Annotated in this window: 18 protein-coding genes; 8 read left to right on the top strand and 10 right to left on the bottom strand. The window is 64.6% G+C overall.

Annotated features, from left to right (window positions below; translation table 11 throughout):
- Positions 1 to 214 precede the first annotated feature (214 nt).
- Positions 215 to 1,228 carry an RluA family pseudouridine synthase gene (locus tag H8F01_RS18260; RefSeq protein WP_187056455.1) on the top strand — a complete coding sequence of 338 codons (1,014 nt, stop codon included), beginning with the start codon at positions 215 to 217 and terminating at the stop codon, positions 1,226 to 1,228.
- Here H8F01_RS18260 and H8F01_RS18265 read toward each other — a convergent pair.
- On the bottom strand, positions 1,196 to 2,728 hold the full coding sequence (locus tag H8F01_RS18265; RefSeq protein ID WP_187056456.1) for a CPBP family glutamic-type intramembrane protease: 1,533 nt from the start codon (positions 2,726 to 2,728) through the stop codon (positions 1,196 to 1,198). The two genes, H8F01_RS18260 and H8F01_RS18265, sit on opposite strands and share 33 nt — an antisense overlap.
- Complete coding sequence (locus H8F01_RS18270) at positions 2,725 to 3,066, bottom strand: 4a-hydroxytetrahydrobiopterin dehydratase (RefSeq protein WP_187056457.1); 342 nt, start codon at positions 3,064 to 3,066, stop codon at positions 2,725 to 2,727. Before H8F01_RS18270 ends, H8F01_RS18265 begins: the two co-directional genes overlap by 4 nt.
- A 138-nt stretch (positions 3,067 to 3,204) precedes the next feature.
- On the opposite strand from H8F01_RS18270, the gene H8F01_RS18275 reads away from it, so the two are divergent.
- Positions 3,205 to 3,813, top strand: a complete 609-nt coding sequence (locus H8F01_RS18275) for an NfuA family Fe-S biogenesis protein (protein ID WP_187056458.1) — start codon at positions 3,205 to 3,207, stop codon at positions 3,811 to 3,813.
- A 72-nt stretch (positions 3,814 to 3,885) separates the two neighbouring features.
- Here the strand turns inward: H8F01_RS18275 and H8F01_RS18280 are convergent, their stop codons facing one another.
- Both H8F01_RS18280 and H8F01_RS18285 read right to left on the bottom strand, forming a co-directional pair.
- A complete protein-coding gene (locus tag H8F01_RS18280) occupies positions 3,886 to 4,242 on the bottom strand; it encodes a c-type cytochrome (protein ID WP_187056459.1) in 357 nt (118 codons plus the stop codon).
- 18 nt (positions 4,243 to 4,260) lie between these two features.
- On the bottom strand, positions 4,261 to 4,584 hold the full coding sequence (locus H8F01_RS18285) for a c-type cytochrome (protein WP_187056460.1): 324 nt from the start codon (positions 4,582 to 4,584) through the stop codon (positions 4,261 to 4,263).
- Positions 4,585 to 4,764: 180 nt separating this feature from the next.
- Between H8F01_RS18285 and H8F01_RS18290 the strand changes: the two genes are divergently transcribed.
- Complete coding sequence (locus tag H8F01_RS18290) at positions 4,765 to 5,925, top strand: glycoside hydrolase family 18 protein (RefSeq protein ID WP_187056461.1); 1,161 nt, start codon at positions 4,765 to 4,767, stop codon at positions 5,923 to 5,925.
- Between the two features lie 78 nt (positions 5,926 to 6,003).
- On the opposite strand, the gene H8F01_RS18295 is transcribed toward H8F01_RS18290, so the two are convergent.
- The 4 genes from H8F01_RS18295 to H8F01_RS18310 form a co-directional block, all read right to left on the bottom strand.
- Complete coding sequence (locus H8F01_RS18295) at positions 6,004 to 7,242, bottom strand: TraB/GumN family protein (RefSeq protein ID WP_187056462.1); 1,239 nt, start codon at positions 7,240 to 7,242, stop codon at positions 6,004 to 6,006.
- Between the two features lie 79 nt (positions 7,243 to 7,321).
- Positions 7,322 to 8,212 (bottom strand): carbon-nitrogen hydrolase, encoded by an 891-nt coding sequence (locus H8F01_RS18300; protein WP_187056463.1) that lies wholly within the window; start codon positions 8,210 to 8,212, stop codon positions 7,322 to 7,324.
- A 145-nt stretch (positions 8,213 to 8,357) separates the two neighbouring features.
- Positions 8,358 to 9,398, bottom strand: a complete 1,041-nt coding sequence (locus H8F01_RS18305) for an agmatine deiminase family protein (protein WP_187056464.1) — start codon at positions 9,396 to 9,398, stop codon at positions 8,358 to 8,360.
- Between the two features lie 180 nt (positions 9,399 to 9,578).
- Positions 9,579 to 9,932, bottom strand: a complete 354-nt coding sequence (locus H8F01_RS18310) for a hypothetical protein (protein WP_425490043.1) — start codon at positions 9,930 to 9,932, stop codon at positions 9,579 to 9,581.
- Between the two features lie 179 nt (positions 9,933 to 10,111).
- Between H8F01_RS18310 and H8F01_RS18315 the strand changes: the two genes are divergently transcribed.
- The 3 genes from H8F01_RS18315 to recJ are packed head-to-tail and all read left to right on the top strand — an operon-like array spanning position 10,112 to position 14,666.
- Positions 10,112 to 12,025 (top strand): ABC-F family ATP-binding cassette domain-containing protein, encoded by a 1,914-nt coding sequence (locus H8F01_RS18315; RefSeq protein ID WP_187056465.1) that lies wholly within the window; start codon positions 10,112 to 10,114, stop codon positions 12,023 to 12,025.
- A complete protein-coding gene (locus H8F01_RS18320; protein WP_338017287.1) occupies positions 12,022 to 12,954 on the top strand; it encodes a phosphoglycerate mutase in 933 nt (310 codons plus the stop codon). Before H8F01_RS18315 ends, H8F01_RS18320 begins: the two co-directional genes overlap by 4 nt.
- On the top strand, positions 12,951 to 14,666 hold the full coding sequence (gene recJ, locus H8F01_RS18325; protein ID WP_187056466.1) for a single-stranded-DNA-specific exonuclease RecJ: 1,716 nt from the start codon (positions 12,951 to 12,953) through the stop codon (positions 14,664 to 14,666). The genes H8F01_RS18320 and recJ overlap by 4 nt, the downstream gene beginning before the upstream one ends.
- A gap of 72 nt (positions 14,667 to 14,738) precedes the next feature.
- Here recJ and H8F01_RS18330 read toward each other — a convergent pair whose 3' ends face one another.
- Positions 14,739 to 15,905: a hypothetical protein gene (locus H8F01_RS18330; protein ID WP_187056467.1), complete on the bottom strand. Its 1,167-nt coding sequence runs from the start codon at positions 15,903 to 15,905 to the stop codon at positions 14,739 to 14,741.
- Positions 15,906 to 15,940: 35 nt separating this feature from the next.
- On the bottom strand, positions 15,941 to 16,789 hold the full coding sequence (locus H8F01_RS18335; RefSeq protein ID WP_187056468.1) for a hypothetical protein: 849 nt from the start codon (positions 16,787 to 16,789) through the stop codon (positions 15,941 to 15,943).
- A gap of 234 nt (positions 16,790 to 17,023) precedes the next feature.
- Here H8F01_RS18335 and H8F01_RS18340 point away from each other — a divergent pair, with 234 nt between their 5' ends.
- Together H8F01_RS18340 and H8F01_RS18345 are read left to right on the top strand one after the other, a co-directional pair.
- The gene (locus H8F01_RS18340; protein ID WP_238481041.1) at positions 17,024 to 18,490 is read left to right on the top strand and encodes a DUF3300 domain-containing protein; all 1,467 of its coding nucleotides are present in this window, start codon (positions 17,024 to 17,026) and stop codon (positions 18,488 to 18,490) included.
- Between the two features lie 2 nt (positions 18,491 to 18,492).
- Positions 18,493 to 19,398 (top strand): DUF2950 domain-containing protein, encoded by a 906-nt coding sequence (locus H8F01_RS18345; RefSeq protein ID WP_187056469.1) that lies wholly within the window; start codon positions 18,493 to 18,495, stop codon positions 19,396 to 19,398.
- The last annotated feature ends 65 nt before the right edge of the window (positions 19,399 to 19,463 follow it).

The following is a 19,463-nucleotide window of genomic DNA, read 5'->3' on the forward strand; positions in this document are numbered from 1 at the left end:
TTAGGCATGCGTCCGTCGCTCTCCGGAACCCTTCAGGAACCGGACAAACGACTACCCGAACCGTTACGATGTAAGGGAGCAGCAACCGGCTGCCACAGAGGCGACCGGCGCTATCCTCGCCGACGTCACGGGATGGGAGTCCCGACTCCATCCGAACTTCGGCAGGGCGGGACCAAACGCCGGCCGAGTATCCTATTTCGTCAGGTTTTTTTCAATGCAGACGGTAACTTCCCCGGACGTAGCTCACGGTGTGCGTCAAGTCGAGATCGGACCCGAAAGGGACGGTCAGCGTATCGACAACGCGCTCATGACCCTCCTCAAGGGGGTGCCCAAGAGCATGATCTACCGCATTCTGCGCACCGGACAGGTGCGCGTGAACGGCAAGCGTGCCAAGCCCGAGACGCGTCTCGCGGCCGGTGACATGCTGCGAATCCCGCCCGTTCGGACGGCGGAAAAGGTGGCCGAGAAGGGGCCGTCGGCGGGTGCTGTCTCAGCGGTAACTGATTCGATCATCTTCGAAGACAAGCACTTCATCGCCATCGACAAGCCCAGTGGCGTCGCCAGCCACGGCGGTAGCGGCGTCAGCCATGGTGCCATCGAGTTGATGCGCGCGGCTCGCCCGAATGAGCACGTGGAGCTGGTCCATCGCCTGGATCGGGATACCAGCGGCGTGCTGGTGTTTGCCAAGACCCGTGCCGGGCTGACCGGCCTGCAGGCCGCCATCCGCGATAACCAGGTGACCAAACAGTACCTCTGCCTGATGGACGGGCATCCGGGGAAGGCCAAGTTCAGCGTCAACGCGCCGCTGCTCAAGTCGGTGCTCCAGGGCGGCGAACGCATGGTAAGAGTGGCCGATAACGGCAAGCCCTCGCTCACTTTTTTCCAGGAGATGGAGCATTACCCGGGGGCGCGCCTGATGCAGGCCACCCTGGGTACGGGCCGTACCCACCAGATCCGCGTGCACGCTGCCCACATCGGTCACCCGCTGGCGGGCGATCCGAAGTACGGCAACAAGGACATGAACAAGGCGTTCAAGGACCTGGGGCTCAATCGCCTGTTCCTGCATGCCTCGCACATGAGTTTCGAGCTGGATGGTCGCTCTTACAGTTTTTCGGCACCCATGCCCGACGATCTGAAGGACTTCCTCGACCTGCTTGCCACCAAGGGCAAGAAAATCAGGTACTTGTGGGAAAGGCTACAGGAAGAAGCGCGCACTGACCTCGAGTGAGCGCAGCAGGTGGCCGGTCAGGCCGCTTTCCACCAGCAACGCACTGGCGGCGTGTGCCAGCGCGATGGGAATCAGGCGCGGCGAGCGCATGAAGCACCATGCCCACCATAGTTCGGCTACCAGGCAAAGCTGCATGAGCGAGCCATTGGGCGTGTGGAGCAGCCCGAACAGCACCGCCGTGACCATGATGACAGCGGCTCTCGGCAGCCCGGTTCGCTCCAGCCGCCCCAGTACCAGGGCCAGCATGGCCCATTGCTGCAGTAGCGCCCATCCCAGGTAGGCCAGGATGTGCCTGGGTTCCAGGTGCAGCAGGTGGTGCCCGTCAGCCAGCATCAGGCCGGCAGCCACCGGTAGCGGCAGCAGGGGGTAGAGCCAGTCCGATCGGTTGCGGCTCCACCAGCCCCATTCCACGGGCTGGCGGCGCCATTCGCTCTGGCCGCCGTAGACCAGGGCGGCGACAAACGCGACGATCCCGGCCATCGAGGGCTGCGGCCCCCAACGCAAACCGGCGATGAGCCACAGCGGGCCGAAGGCGATGGCCGCCACCTCCGTCCAGGGACGGATCACCCCAGGTCGCTGGCGGACCGCCAGCCAGACCAGCCATGCCAGATAGATACCGCAGACGCCTGCATCCAGCCACAGGGGCATGCGGTTGGACGGCTGACTGGGTAGCGCCGCGCCGAACGGCAGGATGATCGCCGCCGGCCAGTGGTGCCGGATGCGGTCGCGCAGCAACAGCATCGCCTCGGCCGAAGCGCCTTCCGGCAGCCGAACGATCGGGGTCGGCTGGCGGGTCAGTGCCTTCGCGGGTTGCCATGTGGCCGGCGTGTCGGTGCCGGTCAGGCGAATATCGGCCGCGTGCCCGTCGATGTGGGCAGGGAGCGCGACGGGCATCGGCGTAGCCGAGGTGACGGAACCCACGGTCCAGGTCGACCCCGCGGGCAGGGTCACTCGCAGACGCAACATATAGGCGACGACGCCAGGTGGCGGACAGGCCTTGCCCTGCGCCGTATGCCAGGACGGGGCCTGCAAGTTGATCGACAACACGTCGGCGTCAGCAGGCACCGTGGCCACCTGATCGGCGGTGCAGGCCTCGCTGGATTCGAGGGACTGATAGCTCAGCCCTAGCCGCCCCCTATGATCTGCCCGCGCCTGGATGCGCAGGGTCGGCCAGTGGGTCAGGTCGACGGGGCCCGCCAGTGGCAGTCCGAGCTCGAAAGGCGTGCCGTCGGCGCTCGTGATCGTCAGGCCATCCGGTGTGGCGGCGAGCGTCGCGTGGCCGAAGACCCGGCTGGCGACCAGATCGGACGGGCGGCGCAGCGCCCAAGCCCAGGGTGGTTCGCCGGCGTGAAGTGCGGCGACCACCCTGGCGGCCTCATGCACCAGCTGGCCGCGGGTCATCCAGCCGGAGAGGCCCGCCATGCACCACAGCAACACCGCGACCGCCGCAAGAAAGCCGGCGATGGCAAGGAATGGCGGTGTGGTGCGCGGCGCGCTCAACGTTCGAGCAGGACGTCGACGCGTGCGGCACAGATGATGTCGTTCATCGACAGGCCGCCCACGTCGTGCGTGGACCACAGGATCTGGCAATGACCGTAGCCGGCTTCGAGATCCGGGTGGTGGTCCTCTTGATTGGCCATGAAACCCACCGCATTGATGAAGCCGAGCGTGTGATGGAAGTCCGGGAACTTGAAGTCCTTGACCAGGGCCTTGCCGTCGTCGGTGACCTTCCAGCCCGGCAACGCGGCGAGCAGCTCCTTGAGCGTCGCGGCGTCCAGCGCGTGTTCCTTGCCCTTGCGCGGCGTGCAGTGCTGGCTGGCGAGTTGGCTCAGGTTCATGGCGAAAGTTCCGTGGCGAGAGAAAGGTGCGAAGCGTCGAAGCTTGGCACCGAAAAGTCAAAGCCGGGCACGCCGATCAAAATAGGACTAAAATGGTGCTGTATTGCCGGCCGAGCCGGAGTTTCAGCTGGAGTAGACATGATCGACATTTCAGAACGCGCGCAGAAGCACTTCCTGCGGCTGCTTTCCCAGCAGGGCATCGACGGGTTGAGCATCCGCCTGCGCGTGACATCCCCGGGTACGCCGGCGGCCAATTGCGAGCTGGAGTTCGCCGAACCCGATGAACTGACCGGGCAGGAATGGACCATCGTCTGCGAAGGCTTCGACTTCAATGTCGATGGCGACAGCGCGCAGTGGCTGGAAGGGGCCACCATCGATTTCGAGCCGAACGCCACCGGCGGGCAGCTCAATATCCGCGCACCGCGCATCAAGGGCGAGATTCCTGGCGAAGGGGCAGGCCTGATCGAGCGCGTGCGTTACGTGCTCGAAGCCGAAGTGAATCCCAAGATTGCCTCCCACGGCGGCCGCGTCAGCTTGCTTGAGGTCGATGCCGACGGCGTGGTGGTGCTGCAGTTCGGTGGCGGCTGCCACGGCTGCGCTTCGGTGGATGTCACGCTCAAGCACGGCGTGGAGAAGACCCTGCGCGAGCGCGTTCCGGAGATTACTGCCGTGCGCGACGCCACTGACCACAGCGGCGGCAGCAATCCCTACTACAGCAAGAAGGAAGGTCAGTCCGCGCTGGGTTGACGCCGCGCGGTATGGACGTCCAAACAAAAAGGCCCGCCAATGGCGGGCCTTTTTCATCGGTTCCGGCGAGGCTTACGGCTTGTCGCCCTGGATGTGTCCCTGCAGGGTATCGAGCTTGGTGGGCAGGCTGGAGAAGTAGGCCGCCACGTCCTGGATGTCCTGGTCCGACAGCTGCGCCACAAAGCCCTTCATGATGGCGTTGTCGCGCTGGCCGGTCTTGTACTCGTTAAGGGCCTGCTGGATGTACATGTTGTACTGGCCAGCCAGGCGCGGGTACTGCGGATCGACCGCATTGCCGTCCGTGCCATGGCAGGCGAAGCAGGTCGCAGCCTTCTGCTTGCCGTTCTCGATGTTGCCCGCGGCCAGCAGCTGGGTGGAAGCGAACGCCAGGACGGCGCCGAATGAAAGCAGGGTCAGTGCACGTTTCATGCGGTTCGGGTCCTTGGCTTACTTGGCGAGGCTGGAGAGGTAGGCGGCGACGTCCTGGATGTCCTGGTCGGACAGACTCTGCGCCTGGGCCATCATCGTCGGGTGCTTGCGCTCGCCTGCCTTGTATTCGTGCAGCGCGTTGACGATGTACTGCTCGTTCTGCCCGGCGATGCGGGGAACGGGGTAATTCGGATAAGCGTTGGCGTAGCCAGGTACGCCATGGCAACCATTGCACGTGTAGATCAACTTGCGTCCGGCAGCTTTGTCACCCTCGGCATGCACGCTGGCAGTGGCGAAGAGAGCTGCGGCCACGGTCAGGCCAAGCAGTTGCAGTCGAGTCATCAGGATCGTCCCCACGATTCCGGCTGGTACATGGTGAATGTCGCGGCAGTATAGTCGTTGGATTCACGAACGGACAACATGTCGCAAGCCACTGATTTCAATCAATGAGGGATGTCACAGTGGTTTGGAGGGTGCGTGCACGGAGACCCGGCGCGCCATGACCAACGCTAGGGGCAATGCATGCAAAAGATGCTTGAAAAGGCCGGTAATCGACGCGTCCTGAAGGTCGCGGTGGCGGTAGCGATGGCCTTCGGCTTCGCGTGGCAGGTGGGTGAGGCGAGGGCAGCGAGCCCTGCGGCAGATTACCGCATCGTCGGCTACGTCGGGGATAGCCAGCCGCTGCCCCACGTGAGCGCCGACAAGCTCGACGTGATCAATTACGCCTTCGCCAAGCTCGAGCCCAAGGGGGACGTGATGTTCCCCAGTCCGGTGGCGGGCCAGACGCTTGCCACGCTCACGGGGCTGCGCAAGCTCAACCCGAATCTCAAGATCATCGTGTCCATCGGTGGCTGGGGCGCAGACTACTTCTCGGATGTGGCACTCACCGACGCCACGCGTCAGCGCATGGCCGACAGCGTGGCCGCGTTCATCGCGAAGTACGATGTGGATGGCGTGGACCTTGATTGGGAATACCCGACGCTGCCGGGCCCGGGCATCAGTCACCGCCCCGAGGACAAGCGCAATTTCAGCCTGATGCTGGAAACCCTGCGCGCGCGCCTGGACAAACTTGGTGCAGCGCACGGCGGCCGCCATTACCTGCTGACCATCGCCGCGGCGGACAGCGAGTTCGTGGCCGGCATCGAGCTGGAGCGCGTGTCGCATTCGCTCGACTGGTTCAACCTGATGACCTACGACTTCCACAACAGCCTGACGCCGACCACGGGGCATCACGCGGGCCTGCATCTGTCGGCTGTGGCGCCGGCGGACGACCGCGCTGGCGACAAGGCCGTCGCGCAGTTTCTGGCGGCGGGTGTGCCGGCGAAAAAGCTCAATATTGGCGTGGCTTTCTACGGCCGCGCGTTCACCGGCGTCGACCCGGCGCATGACGGCCTGCAGCAGAAGTACACCAAGTTCGCTGGCGCGCCTTCATGGGATGAGCTGGTGGCCAGTTACATCGACAAGAACGGCTACGTGCGCCACTGGGATGCGAAGGCCCAGGCGCCGTTCCTGTGGAATGCACAGACGCACACCTTCGTGACCTACGAAGACCCCGAATCGCTGCGCGCCAAGACGGCTTTCGTCAAGGCGAAAGGTTTGGGTGGCGTGATGTACTGGGAGCACAGCCTGGATCGCAACGAGCAGTTGCTGGGCGTGCTGGATCAGGGTCTGCGCGCACACTGATTGTCGTCGTTCCGGCCTGCGCCGGAGTGACGGGCGTGGGGTGATTCGGATTCCTGAAGGGCGCGAGCGCGACCGCGCTCAGCCGCCGATCAGGCTCTTGAAAATATGAATGCCGGCGGTGTACTCGCCGATGATCGTGCCGAAGCAGACCAGGAAGAAGTTGAGCAGCGTGCGTGCCACGCGATTGCGCCACCAGCCACGCCAGTGGCCAATGTCATCGCGCAGGGTTTCGAAATCCGCCACACGTGGACGGCGCACCCAGGCTTCCACCATGGCGCTGATGCCACCGGAGGGAATGCCCGGTCGGAAGGGCTTGATGGGGCCGGCAATAAAAGCGGCGATGACGCTCAGCGGATGCGCGCCGGCGATGATCGCGCCAATCGCGGAGAAGCCGCCCGTGTAGAGAACCCAGTCGCGCAGCGCTGCCGTGCCCAGCGACGTATTGCGATGGAACGCGAAGCCGATGGCCACGAACACGGCCAACACCAGGCCGATGGCAAGCCACTTCGGCCAGCGTGCCTTGGGCGGGGCAGCAGCCAGCGCGGCAGCTTCGGTCGAGGGGTCGCCCTGCTGCGTGCGCAACTGCTCGCACAATCCCTTCAAGTGGCCTGCACCGATCACCACCAGTACGCGGCGTCCTTCACCGAAACCGGCCTGCGTCGCCTGTTCGCGCAGGCGCGCAGCCATGTAGGCGTCGCGCTCGGCGATCAGGGCGCGATACAGCGGCGCGGAATTGGTGGCGAACTCGCTGAAGGCGCTTTCCAGCATGTCGCCTTGCTTGAGCTTTTCGATCTCGGTTTCTTCGATGTCCTGGCGTTCGAACACGCTGGCGATCAGTCCGCCCATCAGGCCGAAGCGCTGCCAGAAGCCGACGCTGTGCCACGCGCGACGCAAGGTGGTGCCGACTTCGCGATCGACCAGCCAGACCGGCAGGGCACGCTGTTCGGCACCGTCCATGCCGGCCTTCATCTCCGCGCCGGGCTCGATACCGTATTGTTCTGCCAGTCGCCGCTGGAACGACGACAACACCAGGCTCGCTGCGACCATGCCGGCCTTGCCCTGGCGGATGACCTGGAACAGATCCATCTGTTTGAAGGCCTCAGGATCGCGCATGCCTTGCGCCCGGCTGTCGCAAAGCTCTACGGCAACCGCATCGAAGTGCTCGTGCGCCAGCAGGGCGTCCACTGCTTCCACGCTGGTGCGCGAAACGTGCGCCGTGCCCAGCACGACGTACTCCACGCCATCGCGCGTCACACGTTCGATGGGCTGGTCGCGCAGCACGGGCGGCAGGGAGTCGGCGATGTCGGTCTGGGTCATGCGTAGTGTCGTTATCGCTTAAGGCAAGGACTGCATGGGGATGGCCCGGGCACGATCCAAGTCGTGCCCGGTGTCAGGTTCAGTCGCGGAAGCGCTTGAGCAGGTCGCTGTAGGCGTCGATGCGACGGTCGCGCAGGAACGGCCAGATGCGGCGCACGTGCTCGCTGCGCGCCATGTCCACGTCCACGATCAGCAGTTCGCGCTGGTCCGTGCTGGCCTGCGCAAGGAACTCGCCTTGCGGACCGGCCACGAAGCTGGTGCCCCAGAACTGGATGCCGTTGGTGACGCCGGCCTTGTCCGCCTCGAACCCCGTGCGGTTGCACGAGAGCAGGGGCAGCCCGTTGGCCACGGCGTGGCCGCGCTGCACGGTCACCCATGCCTCGCGCTGGCGGTCCTTCTCGCCCTGGTCGTCCTGCGGATCCCAGCCGATGGCGGTGGGATAGAGCAGCAGGTCGGCGCCGGCCTGCGCCATCAGGCGCGCGGCTTCCGGATACCACTGGTCCCAGCACACCAGCACGCCGAGGCGACCCACCGAGGTCTCGATGGGGTCAAAACCGAGGTCGCCGGGCGTGAAGTAGAACTTCTCGTAGAAGGCCGGATCGTCGGGGATGTGCATCTTGCGGTACTTGCCCGCGATGGCGGTCGAGCGGTCAAACACCACGGCGGTGTTGTGATACAGGCCGGTGGCGCGCTTCTCGAACAGCGAGGCCACCACCACCAGCTTCAGCTCCTCGGCCAGCTTGCCGATGCGTGCCGTGCTGTGGCCGGGAATGGTTTCGGCCAGGTCGAATTCGTCCACCGACTCGCGCTGGCAGAAATACGGGCCGTTGTGCAGCTCCTGCAGCAACACCAGTTCCACGCCCTTGGCTGCCGCTTCGCGCAGGCCGGCCTCAATGGCGTCGAGATTGGCATCACGGCTGCCACGGTCGGTTTCCTGGAGCAGGGCGACTTTGAGGGTCTTGCGGGTCATCGGCGGGTTCTCGGAAAGGGGCTGCCGGGGAGCAGGCCGCCAAGTTTAGCGGATATGACGAAGCCGGCCCCGTGAGGGGCCGGCCTGTGGTTCACACACATATAGGAGCGCGCCGCGCCGGTTTCCAGCGCCGGGGCACCACGGATCAGGATTCGACGATACCGGCCGGCAGCTGCATGGTGATGCAGTGCAGGCTGCCGTTCTGCCAGATCAGCGGACGGCAGGGCACCTGCACGATCTCGCGGCCCGGGTGTGCATCGCCAATGATGCGGGCGGCCTGGTCGTCCACCACGTCGCCATAGGCAGGCACCAGCACGGCGTCATTGACGATCAGGTAGTTGGCGTACGAGGCCGCCAGGCGGCGCCCCTCATCGATGATCGGCTTGGCCCAGGGCAGGGGATACAACGCATACGGCTTGCCCTCGGGCGTGCGCAGCGCGGCAAGTTCCTCGCCCATGCGCTTGAGTTCGTCGTAGTGCGGGTCGGTGGTGTCGTCGCAGGCCTGGTACACGATGCGCTCGCCAGGCGCGAAACGGGCCAGTGTGTCGATGTGTGCGTCGGTGTCGTCGCCCTCGAGATAGCCGTAGTCCAGCCACAGCACGCGGCTGGCGTGCAGGCTGTCGCTCAGGATCTCGGTCATCTGCTCGCGCGACTGCTCCGGATGGCGCTGCGCCAGGCAACGCCAGGTGGTGAGCACCGTGCCCACGCCGTCGCTCTCGATGCCGCCGCCTTCCAGCGCCCAGTCGATGCGCTTGTGCCTGGCCTTGCCGAACACACCCGCCTGAACCAGGCCGGCGATGAGCGCGTCGTCCTGATCGGCGCCGAACTTTCCGCCCCAGCCGGTGAAGCGGAAATCGGTGAGCTGGAAGGCATCGCCCTCGGCCTTCAGCGTGATCGGGCCCGAATCGCGCAGCCAGGTGTCGTCATACGGCAGTTCGACGAAACGCACCTTGGACAGGTCAACGCCTTCGCCCGTGAGCAAGGCCTGCACGCGCAGGCGCAGCTCGTTGCCGGCCACCACGATGATCAGCGACTGGAACCGCGTGACCGCGGCGGCAAGCGCCACATAGGTCGTTTCCACGTCGGGAAGGCGGTCGGCCCAGTCGGTATCGGCGTGCGGCCAGGCAATCAGCACGGCCGACTGCGGCTCCCATTCCGCCGGAAGGCGAAGGCTATGGTCATTCATCGTGAACGGTTCTCTTGCGGGGGCGGCGACCCTGGGGCGCGCCTGGATGGATCGGGGCAGCCGGGGCAGGGGGCGGTGGAGGGCGCAGAGTGTAAACGATGCGGGGTAAGAGTCTGTGTACGGAAAATGCAAACGCGGCCCGTGTCGCCACGAGCCGCGTCTGGGTCCCTTCGCCGCCGGTCAGTTGGCGGAAGCGGGATTGGTGTTGTTGCCTGCCGGTGTGTTGAGCACGGCGTGGATCACGTGGCTCTGCTCGAAATACACGATGAAGTTCGAGTAATCCCAGCGATTGATCACCGGCTGCTTGCTGCTGCCGCCACCACGGGGCGAAAGCTTGCGCTGCGGCGCGCCGTACTTTTTCTCCACCTCGGCCATGCTCATCCCGCGGGAGGGCAGGTCCATGGTTTTTTCCTGCTGCACGCGATTGACGAGCAGGCTTTCGGCCGAGGCGACAGCCGGCGTGCCGAGGCCGGCCGAGGCCAGCAGGGCGATGGACAGGCTGATGCTGAGCTTGCTGATTCCGAACTTGTTCACGGTTCCCCTCTCCGCACAAGGCGTTGCGGCGTCGTTGTAGCAGAACGGCCACGGCTAATCCATGTGAATCTGCGGCGATTGCGACGCCGTGGGCATTCATCATGAGGAATGGGCCGCCCGGACCGTTATCATGGGCGGCTTCGGGCCACTCCACGCCCGGTCCGGACCCTGAGCTCCCCATGATTTCGTTTCGCCACTTTGCCCTCCGCCGCGGCAGCCGGTTGCTGCTTTCCGATATCGACCTGGTGATCCAGTCTGGCTGGCGGTTGGGCGTGGTGGGGCGCAACGGCTGTGGCAAATCCAGCCTGTTCGCCGCCCTGCAGGGCCTGGTGGAGGCCGATGCCGGCGACCTGGACATGCCGGCGAAGACCCGCATGGCCTCGGTGGCGCAGGAAACCCCGGCCTTGCCGGACCCGGCCATTGAATACGTCATGGGTGGCGACGAGGAGCTGGCCAAGGCATTGCGCGACGAAATGGACGCGGAGGCACGCGGCGACACGGAGGCAATGGCGCGTGCCCATCACCGCATCGAAGAGCTGAATGGTTACGACGCCCGCGCCCGCGCGGGACGCCTGCTGCACGGCCTGGGCTTTGCGCCGGAAACGCATGAGACCCCCGTCAAGGAATTCTCCGGCGGCTGGCGCGTGCGACTGAACCTGGCGCGCGCGCTGATGGCGCCTTCCGAGTTGCTGCTGCTCGACGAGCCCACCAACCATCTCGACCTTGATGCCGTGCTGTGGCTGGAAGAATGGCTGCGCCGTTATCAGGGCACGCTGCTGGTGATCTCGCATGACCGCGAGTTCCTTGATGGCGTGATCACGCACACGCTGCATCTCAACGATGGCGGCGCCAAGCTCTACACCGGCAACTACAGCGCGTTCGAACGACTGCGCGCTGAGCAGCTGCGCCAGCAGCAGATCGCGCACGAACGCGAACAGGCCGAGCGCGCGCATCTGCAGTCCTTCGTCGATCGCTTCAAGGCCAAGGCCAGCAAGGCCAAGCAGGCACAGTCCCGCGTCAAGCGACTGGAGAAGCTGGCTGGCACCGAGGCAGTGCGTCTGGAGCGTCCGTTCCGCTTCCAGTTTGCCGTGCCCGATCGCCTGCCCGATTCCATGCTGCAGATGGAAGAGGTGGAGGCGGGTTATCCGGGGGAAGGCGGCGAGCCGCCGGCCAGCATCTTGCGCGACGTGCGCTTCCGCCTGGAAGCCGGCGAGCGCATCGGCCTGCTCGGTCCGAACGGTGCGGGTAAATCCACGCTGGTGAAAACGCTGGTGGGCGAGCTGGCGCCGCTCGGCGGCGAACGCAAGTCGCACAAGGACCTGAAGATCGGTTACTTCGCCCAGCATACGGTGGAGAGCCTGCGCGAAGGTGCTTCGCCATTCGATCACCTGCAGGACAAGGCACCGGGCGTCGCTGCGCAGGCGCTGCGCGACTTCCTCGGTTCGTGGAATTTCGCAGGCGACCGCGCCTTCGAATCGGTCGATGGATTCTCCGGTGGCGAGCGCGCGCGTCTGGCGCTCGCACTCATTGCGTGGGACAAGCCCAATCTGCTGCTGCTCGACGAACCGACCAACCACCTTGACCTCGACATGCGCGAAGCGCTGGCCGATGCGCTGGCGGAGTTCGACGGTGCGCTGGTGCTGGTGTCGCATGATCGCCATCTGCTGGGCCTGGTCTGCGACAGCTTCTGGCGTGTCGCCGATGGCGTGGTGGAACAGTTCGATGGTGACCTGGACGACTACGCACGCTGGCTGCGCAGTCGCGGCTCCGATGCCAAGAAGAACAGGAACAAGGAAAAGGCCGAAAACAAGCCGGCCGCACCAGTGGAGACGCCGGAAGAGCGACGTCGTCGGGCCGCGGAGCAACGTGAAGGCGAGAAGACGGCGCGCCAGCGCGTGAAAAAGATCGAGACCCGCATCGCCACGCTGGAAGGCGAGCTGGCGACGCTGGAAACCAAGCTGGCCGACCCTGAAACCTATAACGGCCCCACCGCCGAGATGATGCGCCTGAGCCAGCGACAGACCGAGCTTCGCCGTGAGAAGGAAACGCTCGAAGTCGAGTGGCTCGGACTCTACGAACAGCTGGAGGCGTGAGTACCCGCATGAGCGGCCAGGCGCATCACGCGATCGATCTGTGGTTGCCGGACCTCGGCCGCTTCGCGCCGGACCACCCGCTGCGCAGCCTGTTGCGCAAGGCCGATCCCCTGACGGCTGGGCCGCGCGGTTACATGGATGGCCTTGCGGCACGTTTCGAATGGCACGGTTCGCTGCCGGCCGGCGCGCTGACGCGCGAACTGATCGCTGGCGATGCGGGTGAAGGCACTTGGTTGTGCGCCGATCCTTCGTGGGTGCAGCCCGACCTCAATGGAGCACGCCTGCTGGCCTGCGGCCAGATGCAATTGTCCATGGACGAGGCGGTGGCGCTCGCCGAGCCGCTGCTGCCCCTGTTCACCGAAGCGGGCATGACGCTGTGGGTATCCTCGCCCGATCACTGGCATGTACGCCTGCCGCCGAATACCGCGACGCCGGATTTCGCGGCACCGGAACAGGCGCTGGGCGAAGACTTGTACTACCACCTGCCGCAAGGGCCCGAAGGGCGCTCGTGGCGCATCCTGCTCAACGAGGCGCAGGTGATCCTGCATCAGCACCCGTTCAATGCGGAGCGGCGCCAGCGCGGCCTGCCACCGGTCAATCACCTGTGGCTTTGGGGCGGTGGCGTGCTGCCGGGTGCCGTGCATGCGGCGTACCGGCAAGTGATCGGGGACGACCTGTTGCTCGCGGCACTGGCCAGCCAGGCCCGCGTGGACTGCCTGCCGCGCACGGAACTCACCGTATCCGCCGCTTTGCCGGGCGCGCTCATCGACCTGCAGGATCTGCCGGTGGATGACATCGCCGCGCGCTGGATGCCCAGCCTGCTCTCGCTGGCACGGCAGCACCCGGTGCAGCTCAGCTTCGCCAGTGGCGAGCGCTGGCTGCATCGCTCGTGGCATCGCCTGCGCTTCTGGCGCGGGAGCGGCCCGTGAAGCGGGTCGACGTTCGCCGGCGCGCTGCGCAGGGCGTGCCCACGGGCTGGGGTCTGGACGTCCATCCGGTCTTGCAGCAGGTGTTCGCCGTGCGGGGCGTATTTTCGCCGGCAGACGCGGAGTACCGCCTTGCGCGTCTGCTGTCGCCGCAGCAGTTGGGTGGACTCGACCAGGCGGTCGCCTTGCTGTCCGAGGCGATTCGCGATGACTGGTCCATCCTCATCGCGGGCGATTACGACTGCGACGGCGCCACCGGCACCGCGGTGGCGGTGCGCGGCCTGCGCATGCTGGGAGCGCGCCATGTCGATTACGTGGTGCCCAATCGCTTCATCCATGGCTATGGCCTGAGTCCTGCCCTGGTCGAGTCGCTGCAGCCTGTGCCGCAGCTGATCGTGACCGTGGACAACGGCGTCGCCAGCGTGGCCGGCGTGGCCGCGGCGCAGGCGCGCGGCATGCGCGTGATCGTCACGGATCATCACCTCCCGGGCGACCAGTTGCCGGCCGCCGACGCCATGGTCAATCCCAACCTGGGTGGTGACGCATTCCCCAGCAAGGCGCTGGCCGGGGTGGGCGTCATGTTCTACCTGCTGCTGGCGTTGCGCGCCTCGTTGCGTGATCAGGGCGCATTCCCGGCCGGCGCCGAGCCGGACCTCTCCGTGCTGCTCGACCTGGTGGCCGTGGGCACGGTGGCGGATCTGGTGCCGCTGGATTTCAACAATCGCGTGCTGGTGGAAGCCGGCATGCGGCGCGTGCGCAGCGGGCGTGGCCATGCCGGCGTGATGGCACTGGTGGAGGCAAGCAAGCGCAGCGCAGCCGTGCTGTGCGCCAGCGACCTGGGCTTTGCCATCGGCCCTCGCCTGAACGCGGCGGGCCGGCTGGAAGACATGCGTATCGGCGTCGAGTGCCTGCTGACGGACGACCCGGTGCAGGCGCGTCGCTACGCCGATCTGCTCAGTTCGATCAACCAGGAGCGACGCGAACTGCAGGCATCCATGGTGGCCGAGGCCGAAGTGATGGTGTCGCGCGCGGCCGATATCGATGCGGTGGGCGTGGCCCTGTTCGAGCCCAGCTGGCACGCCGGTGTGGTGGGGTTGGTGGCGTCGAAACTGAAGGAGCGCCTGCATCGCCCGGTGATTGCTTTTGCGCCGGCTAACGATGACATGCCGGACGAGCTGCGCGGTTCGGCACGCTCCATCGCCGGGTTTCATATCCGCGACGCGTTGGCGATGATCGACGCGCGCCACCCCGGCTTGATCGCCCGTTTCGGTGGGCACGCCATGGCGGCCGGACTCAGTCTGCGCACGGAAGACTACCCGCGCTTTGCCGAAGCTTTTGATGCCATCGCGCGCGAGTGGCTCGACGACGATCACCTGCAAGCCGTCCAACTCACCGATGGCGAGCTGCCTCCCGGCGCGGCAACGCTGGAGCTCGCTCGCCAGTTGCGCGAGGCGGGTCCGTGGGGACAGGCATTCCCGGAACCCCTTTTCGACAACATATTCGAATGCGCCAGCTGGCGCGTGATGGGCGAAAAGCATCTTCGCCTCAGCCTGCGCGATCCGCGCGACGGCTCCGTGCATGATGCGGTGATGTTCAATGCCTACGAAGGCACGCCACCACCGCTGGTGTTGCGCGCGGTGTACGAACTTGGGATCAACGACTGGCAGGGCAGGGAATCCGCTCGTCTGATGCTGCGCTACATCGAAGCACTTTAAGGCGACACGGACCGCAGGTCGCCGTCGTCATGATGTCTGCTGGCGATACGTGATCGGTTTTGCCTTGACCGATCAGACGAGCAAACCGATCAGGTGAGTCAGCAGTACCTTGGTAGGGATCGCCGCAAGCCAGATCGGTGCAAAGGGAACGAGCGTGGCAATGGCCACCGACGCAGCGACGCGCGGATCGAACAACGTGGGCTGCATGGCATAGACGTTGGCGGCCACGCTGTAAAGGTCGGTGGTCGCCGAGAAATCCGGCTCGGACAATGCCGACGTGTCGACGGTTTTCTTGCCATCCAGCCATTTCGCTTCGAACTCTGCGCCCACCTGCCTGGCCAAGGCGCCGTACTCGAACACGCCGCGGCGCCGGGTGAGCATCAGCGTTCGCGCGAAAAGCAGGGGCGGACTGATCAGCAAGGCGACCACCACGATGGCTGTCGCCACCGGAACGGCGATGTGATCCATCGGATCGAGATGCAGGTGGACCACTTCATTGCCCAACGTGCCCGCCGTGAGGACGCCGATGGCAAAGGCCAGGGGCGCGAAAATGCGTGGCGACAGCGCGACGAACTCCAGTCCTGCCGCCTTGTCAGGATGGGAGGGCACGAGGCGGAGTTGCATGCGCGAGAGCAAATGCAGGAAGCGCATCCAGACGCCCAGCCGCCATAACCAGCTGAGAATGAGCCCAAGCACCAGGGGGGAGCTCACCAATAGATTCCACCAGCCTGCCACGGAGAGGTTGAGCGGCCCGTCGGCGCGTTGCCAGTCGAGCAGCGCCTGGGGCGATATCGTGACGCCGATGGTGATCACCAGCGAGTAGACGACGATGGCCATGCCGAGCGACGGCCACACGCCCAGGCTCATGCGTCTGGCCGATGCAATGGCTTCGTCGAAGCGTTGCCGGTCGTCGGGAAGCACCAGGCCAGAGTGCACGAAGTACTGTGCGATGGCTTCCAGCCGGGGCAGGATGATGTAGTCCGACAGGATCAGGATAGGCACGGCCAGCAGGAAGCGCGCATACGCCGCCACATCACTGAAAAAACCCGCTGACGATGAGCTGTGCAGGAACAGCCATTCCACCAGGCAAATAATGGCCAACGGCAGCCAGCCGATGGCCACGGCGAAAAGGATGCGCCGGCCCGCTTCGGCACGATGTTCCGGCTTGATCAGGCGCATGCGCCTGAGCACGGTAACGTGGCGCGCCTCGTCGAAGATGCCCTTGCCAGCATCACTCATTGAATGGAACTCCCTTGCGTCGCGATGGAATGCGATCAGAAGTTCCAGTTCACGCTGAAGGTGGGACCCGCGAGGTTGAGATCCTCGATGAACTTGTTGCTGCTGTTCTGGCTGTAGTGAATGTCGCGGTAGGAGAACGAGATGTCGCCCCAGTCAAAGCCATACGCGACGCCTGCGCTGAGCTTGTAGCTCGTATTGCCGTCGCCGCCGCCAAAATCAAGGTAATAGGGGAAGAACCAGCGCTTGTTTTCGAACGGTGACCAGTTGCCGCGTATGCCGACGATGGCATCCGTGGCGTGCATCTGGTTGGCCAGATGACCGCTGTTGGCAATATTGATGTTGCCCGCGTTGCCGTTGAGCGAGAGATCCCAGTTGAGGTTGCCCTTGACCCACAGGTAGCGCATGCCGAACAGCAGGTCGATGAAACCCTGGCCGGAATGGCTCAAGGTGTACAGGCCTGCCAGGTTCACCATGCCGCCCTTCAGGCCCCACCGCGTATTCAAGTTGGCTGAAGCGCCAAAGCGATCTCCGCCGATGTTGCTGAAGCGCCCTTCTTCATTGGAGAACTTCACCCAGTCGAGATCGCCATACATACCCCAGTCGCCTTTGCGCACGGTGCCATCGAGCATGAGCGCGCCGCTGAGATAGGAGAAAATGTTGTTGTCCGTCTTCGACGTGACTTCGCCGCCGTTGTTGGGAAGCTGGTAGCGCGTCTCCGCGCTGATGCCAGGCAACCAGATATAGGGTTGGATGTTGCCATGCCAGTTGCCGTCCCAGAAATCAGGGGTGTCGGCGCGTGCAGCGGGAGCCGCCAAACCTGCGGCAAGCGCCATGCCAAGAGCGATCAGGGAGAGTTTGGGATGTGCAATAACGGCGCGGCGCATGGCGAGTGATCCCTTTGAATTGGTGCGCTTATGTTGAGACTTTTCGCAAACATCACACAGCGAACGATTACCTAATTGCTCTTGCGTAATTTTACGAAACGCAGGCAATGGAAGGCACTGCGCTAAAGGGCTAGGTAGTTTTACGTAGTCTTGATACCGCACAAATGCAGTGGCAAATCGCGGCTCCGAACAGTCAAGCTATGACAACCGCAAGGGCGGTATGGGAGCGGCACCATGAAGACGATCATGCGTTACAGGTTCCTGAAGACGTGCCTGTGGTGTTTTGCGTTGGTGCCATTTGTCCTGTCGGGCACGGCACACGCGCAAGCAAGTCAGGCGCAAGCCCAGGCAAGTCAGGCGAATGCCCAACCTCAGGGTCAAAGTCAGAAGATCTACAACAACCAGCAGCTCGACCAGATGCTGGCGCCGGTTGCGCTCTATCCGGATTCATTGCTCTCCCAGATATTCATGGCCACCACGTACCCGAGCGACGTGGCCGAGGCGGCGGCATGGTCAGCGGCCAATCCCAAGGCCCAGGGTGATGACGCGATCAAGCAGATCAACACCAAGCCATGGGACCCCAGTGTGCAATCGCTGGTGGCGTTCCCACAGGTGCTGGCGCAGATGAAACAACACCCGGATTGGGTGCAGAACATGGGTGATGCCTTTCTCGCCCAGCCGGACGACGTTATGGCCTCCGTGCAGCGCCTGCGCAATCAGGCCAAGGCAGCAGGCAATCTGTCGTCGACATCGCAGCAGAAGGTGGTCGAGAAGACGGCACCGCAGCAATCGGGCGGCACGGCCACCTACATCCAGATCGAACCCGCGGACCCGCAGGTGGTGTACGTGCCGCAGTACAACCCGACCGTGGTCTATGGCACCTGGCCTTACCCAGCCTATCCGCCGACGTATTGGCCGCCGCCGTATGGTTATTACGGTTATTACCCGGGGCAGGCGCTGGCCGCTGGCCTGGCTTTCGGTGCGGGTATCGCCATTACCGGCGCGCTGTGGGGTAACTGCAACTGGGGCGGTGGTGACGTGGACATCAACGTCAATCGCTACAACAGCGTGAACAACGTCAACAATCGCATCTCCGGCAATGGGAACCAGCGTTGGAACCATAACCCGGACAACCGGCGCGGCACGCCGTATCGCGATCAGGGCAGCCGCCAGCGCTTCGACCAGGGGCGTGGTGGCGCGCAGCAGCGTGAGGCCTTCCGTGGTCGCGACTCGCAGATGGATGCGAACCGTCAGCGCTCGCTGCAGAGCTTCGACCGCAGCACCAACAATGGTTCGTCCATGGCCGCTCGTCGCGGTGCCGGAGAAACAGGTTCGCAGCTCAATCGGCCTTCCGGGGATAATCGAATGGGCCAGGGTGGTGCGGGCGAACGCGGCAATATCGGTGGTGGCGAGCGCGGCAATGCCGGTGGTGGCAACCGCCAGGGTGACTTCGGTGGTGGCAATCGGCAGGCGGGTGGCGGTGAGTTCGGTGGGCGGCAGCAGGGTGCCAGTGCCCGCAACAACGCCTTCAGTGGCTCGCAGTCACCCGGCTCGTCGCGCTCGCAAATGAATCGTGGACAGTCCAGCCAACGCTCCATGTCGCAGTCCCGTGGTGCCGGTGGTGGTGGCGGTCGACAGATGTCGCGCCCAGCGCCCAGCCGGGGCGGCGGTGGTGGCGGGCGTCGCCGGATAGGAGTCTGACCATGAATCGCAAATCGTGGACACTTCGCCTCGTGCTGGCTCTGACGCTGTGGTCGGGCGGCGCGGTTTCTTCCCTGGCTCTTGCGCAGGAGACCAATTATCCAACGGCCGAAGCGGCTTCCGATGCCTTCGTCAAGGCGTTGCGTGACGGCGACAAGCCGGTGCTGGTCAAGGTGCTCGGCGCCAACTGGAAAGACTATATTCCCACCGATGGCATCGATCGCGACGATGTGGACTTGTTCCTCAAGCGATACGACGAGAGCCACAAGATCGAGACGGCGGATGGCGAAACGCACCTGAGCGTCGGTTCGGACAATTGGGTTCTGCCATTGCCGCTGGTGCAGGGAAAGGGCGGCTGGCACTTTGATGTGAAGAAGGGTGCGGAAGAGATACGCGAGCGCCGCATTGGTGCCAACGAACTGGCAGTCGAACAGGTAATGCTCGCCTATTACGACGCGCAACGCGAATACGCGAGCGAGGATCGCGATGGCGACAAGGTGCTGCAGTACGCCCAGAAGCTAAGGAGCAGTCCCGGCAAACAGGATGGTTTGTATTGGCCGGCTACGGGCAGCGAGCCAGCCAGTCCGCTGGGCGAGCGATTTGCAGTCAAGGACACCGGCAAGTCGGACTTTCATGGTTACCACTACCGCATCCTCACCTCGCAGGGACCGTCGGCACCTGGCGGCGCGTACAACTACGTCGTGGGCAACCGCATGACCAGCGGCTTCGCACTCATTGCGTGGCCCGCCGAGTACGGTGATACCGGCGTGATGAGTTTCATGGTGAGTCACGATGGCGAGGTCTTCGAGAAAGACCTTGGCAAGAATGGGGCGACGACAGCGGCGTCGATGAAATCGTTCGATCCGGACAGCAGCTGGAAACAGGTGGACGAATCACCGGCCAATTGATTCGCCCGATCACGACGAGGGAACGATAGGGCGCATCCCAAGGGTGCGCCCTTTTTTTTAGGTGC

The sequence above is a fragment of the Dyella telluris genome, from assembly GCF_014297575.1.
Taxonomy (GTDB): Bacteria; Pseudomonadota; Gammaproteobacteria; order Xanthomonadales; family Rhodanobacteraceae; genus Dyella; species Dyella telluris.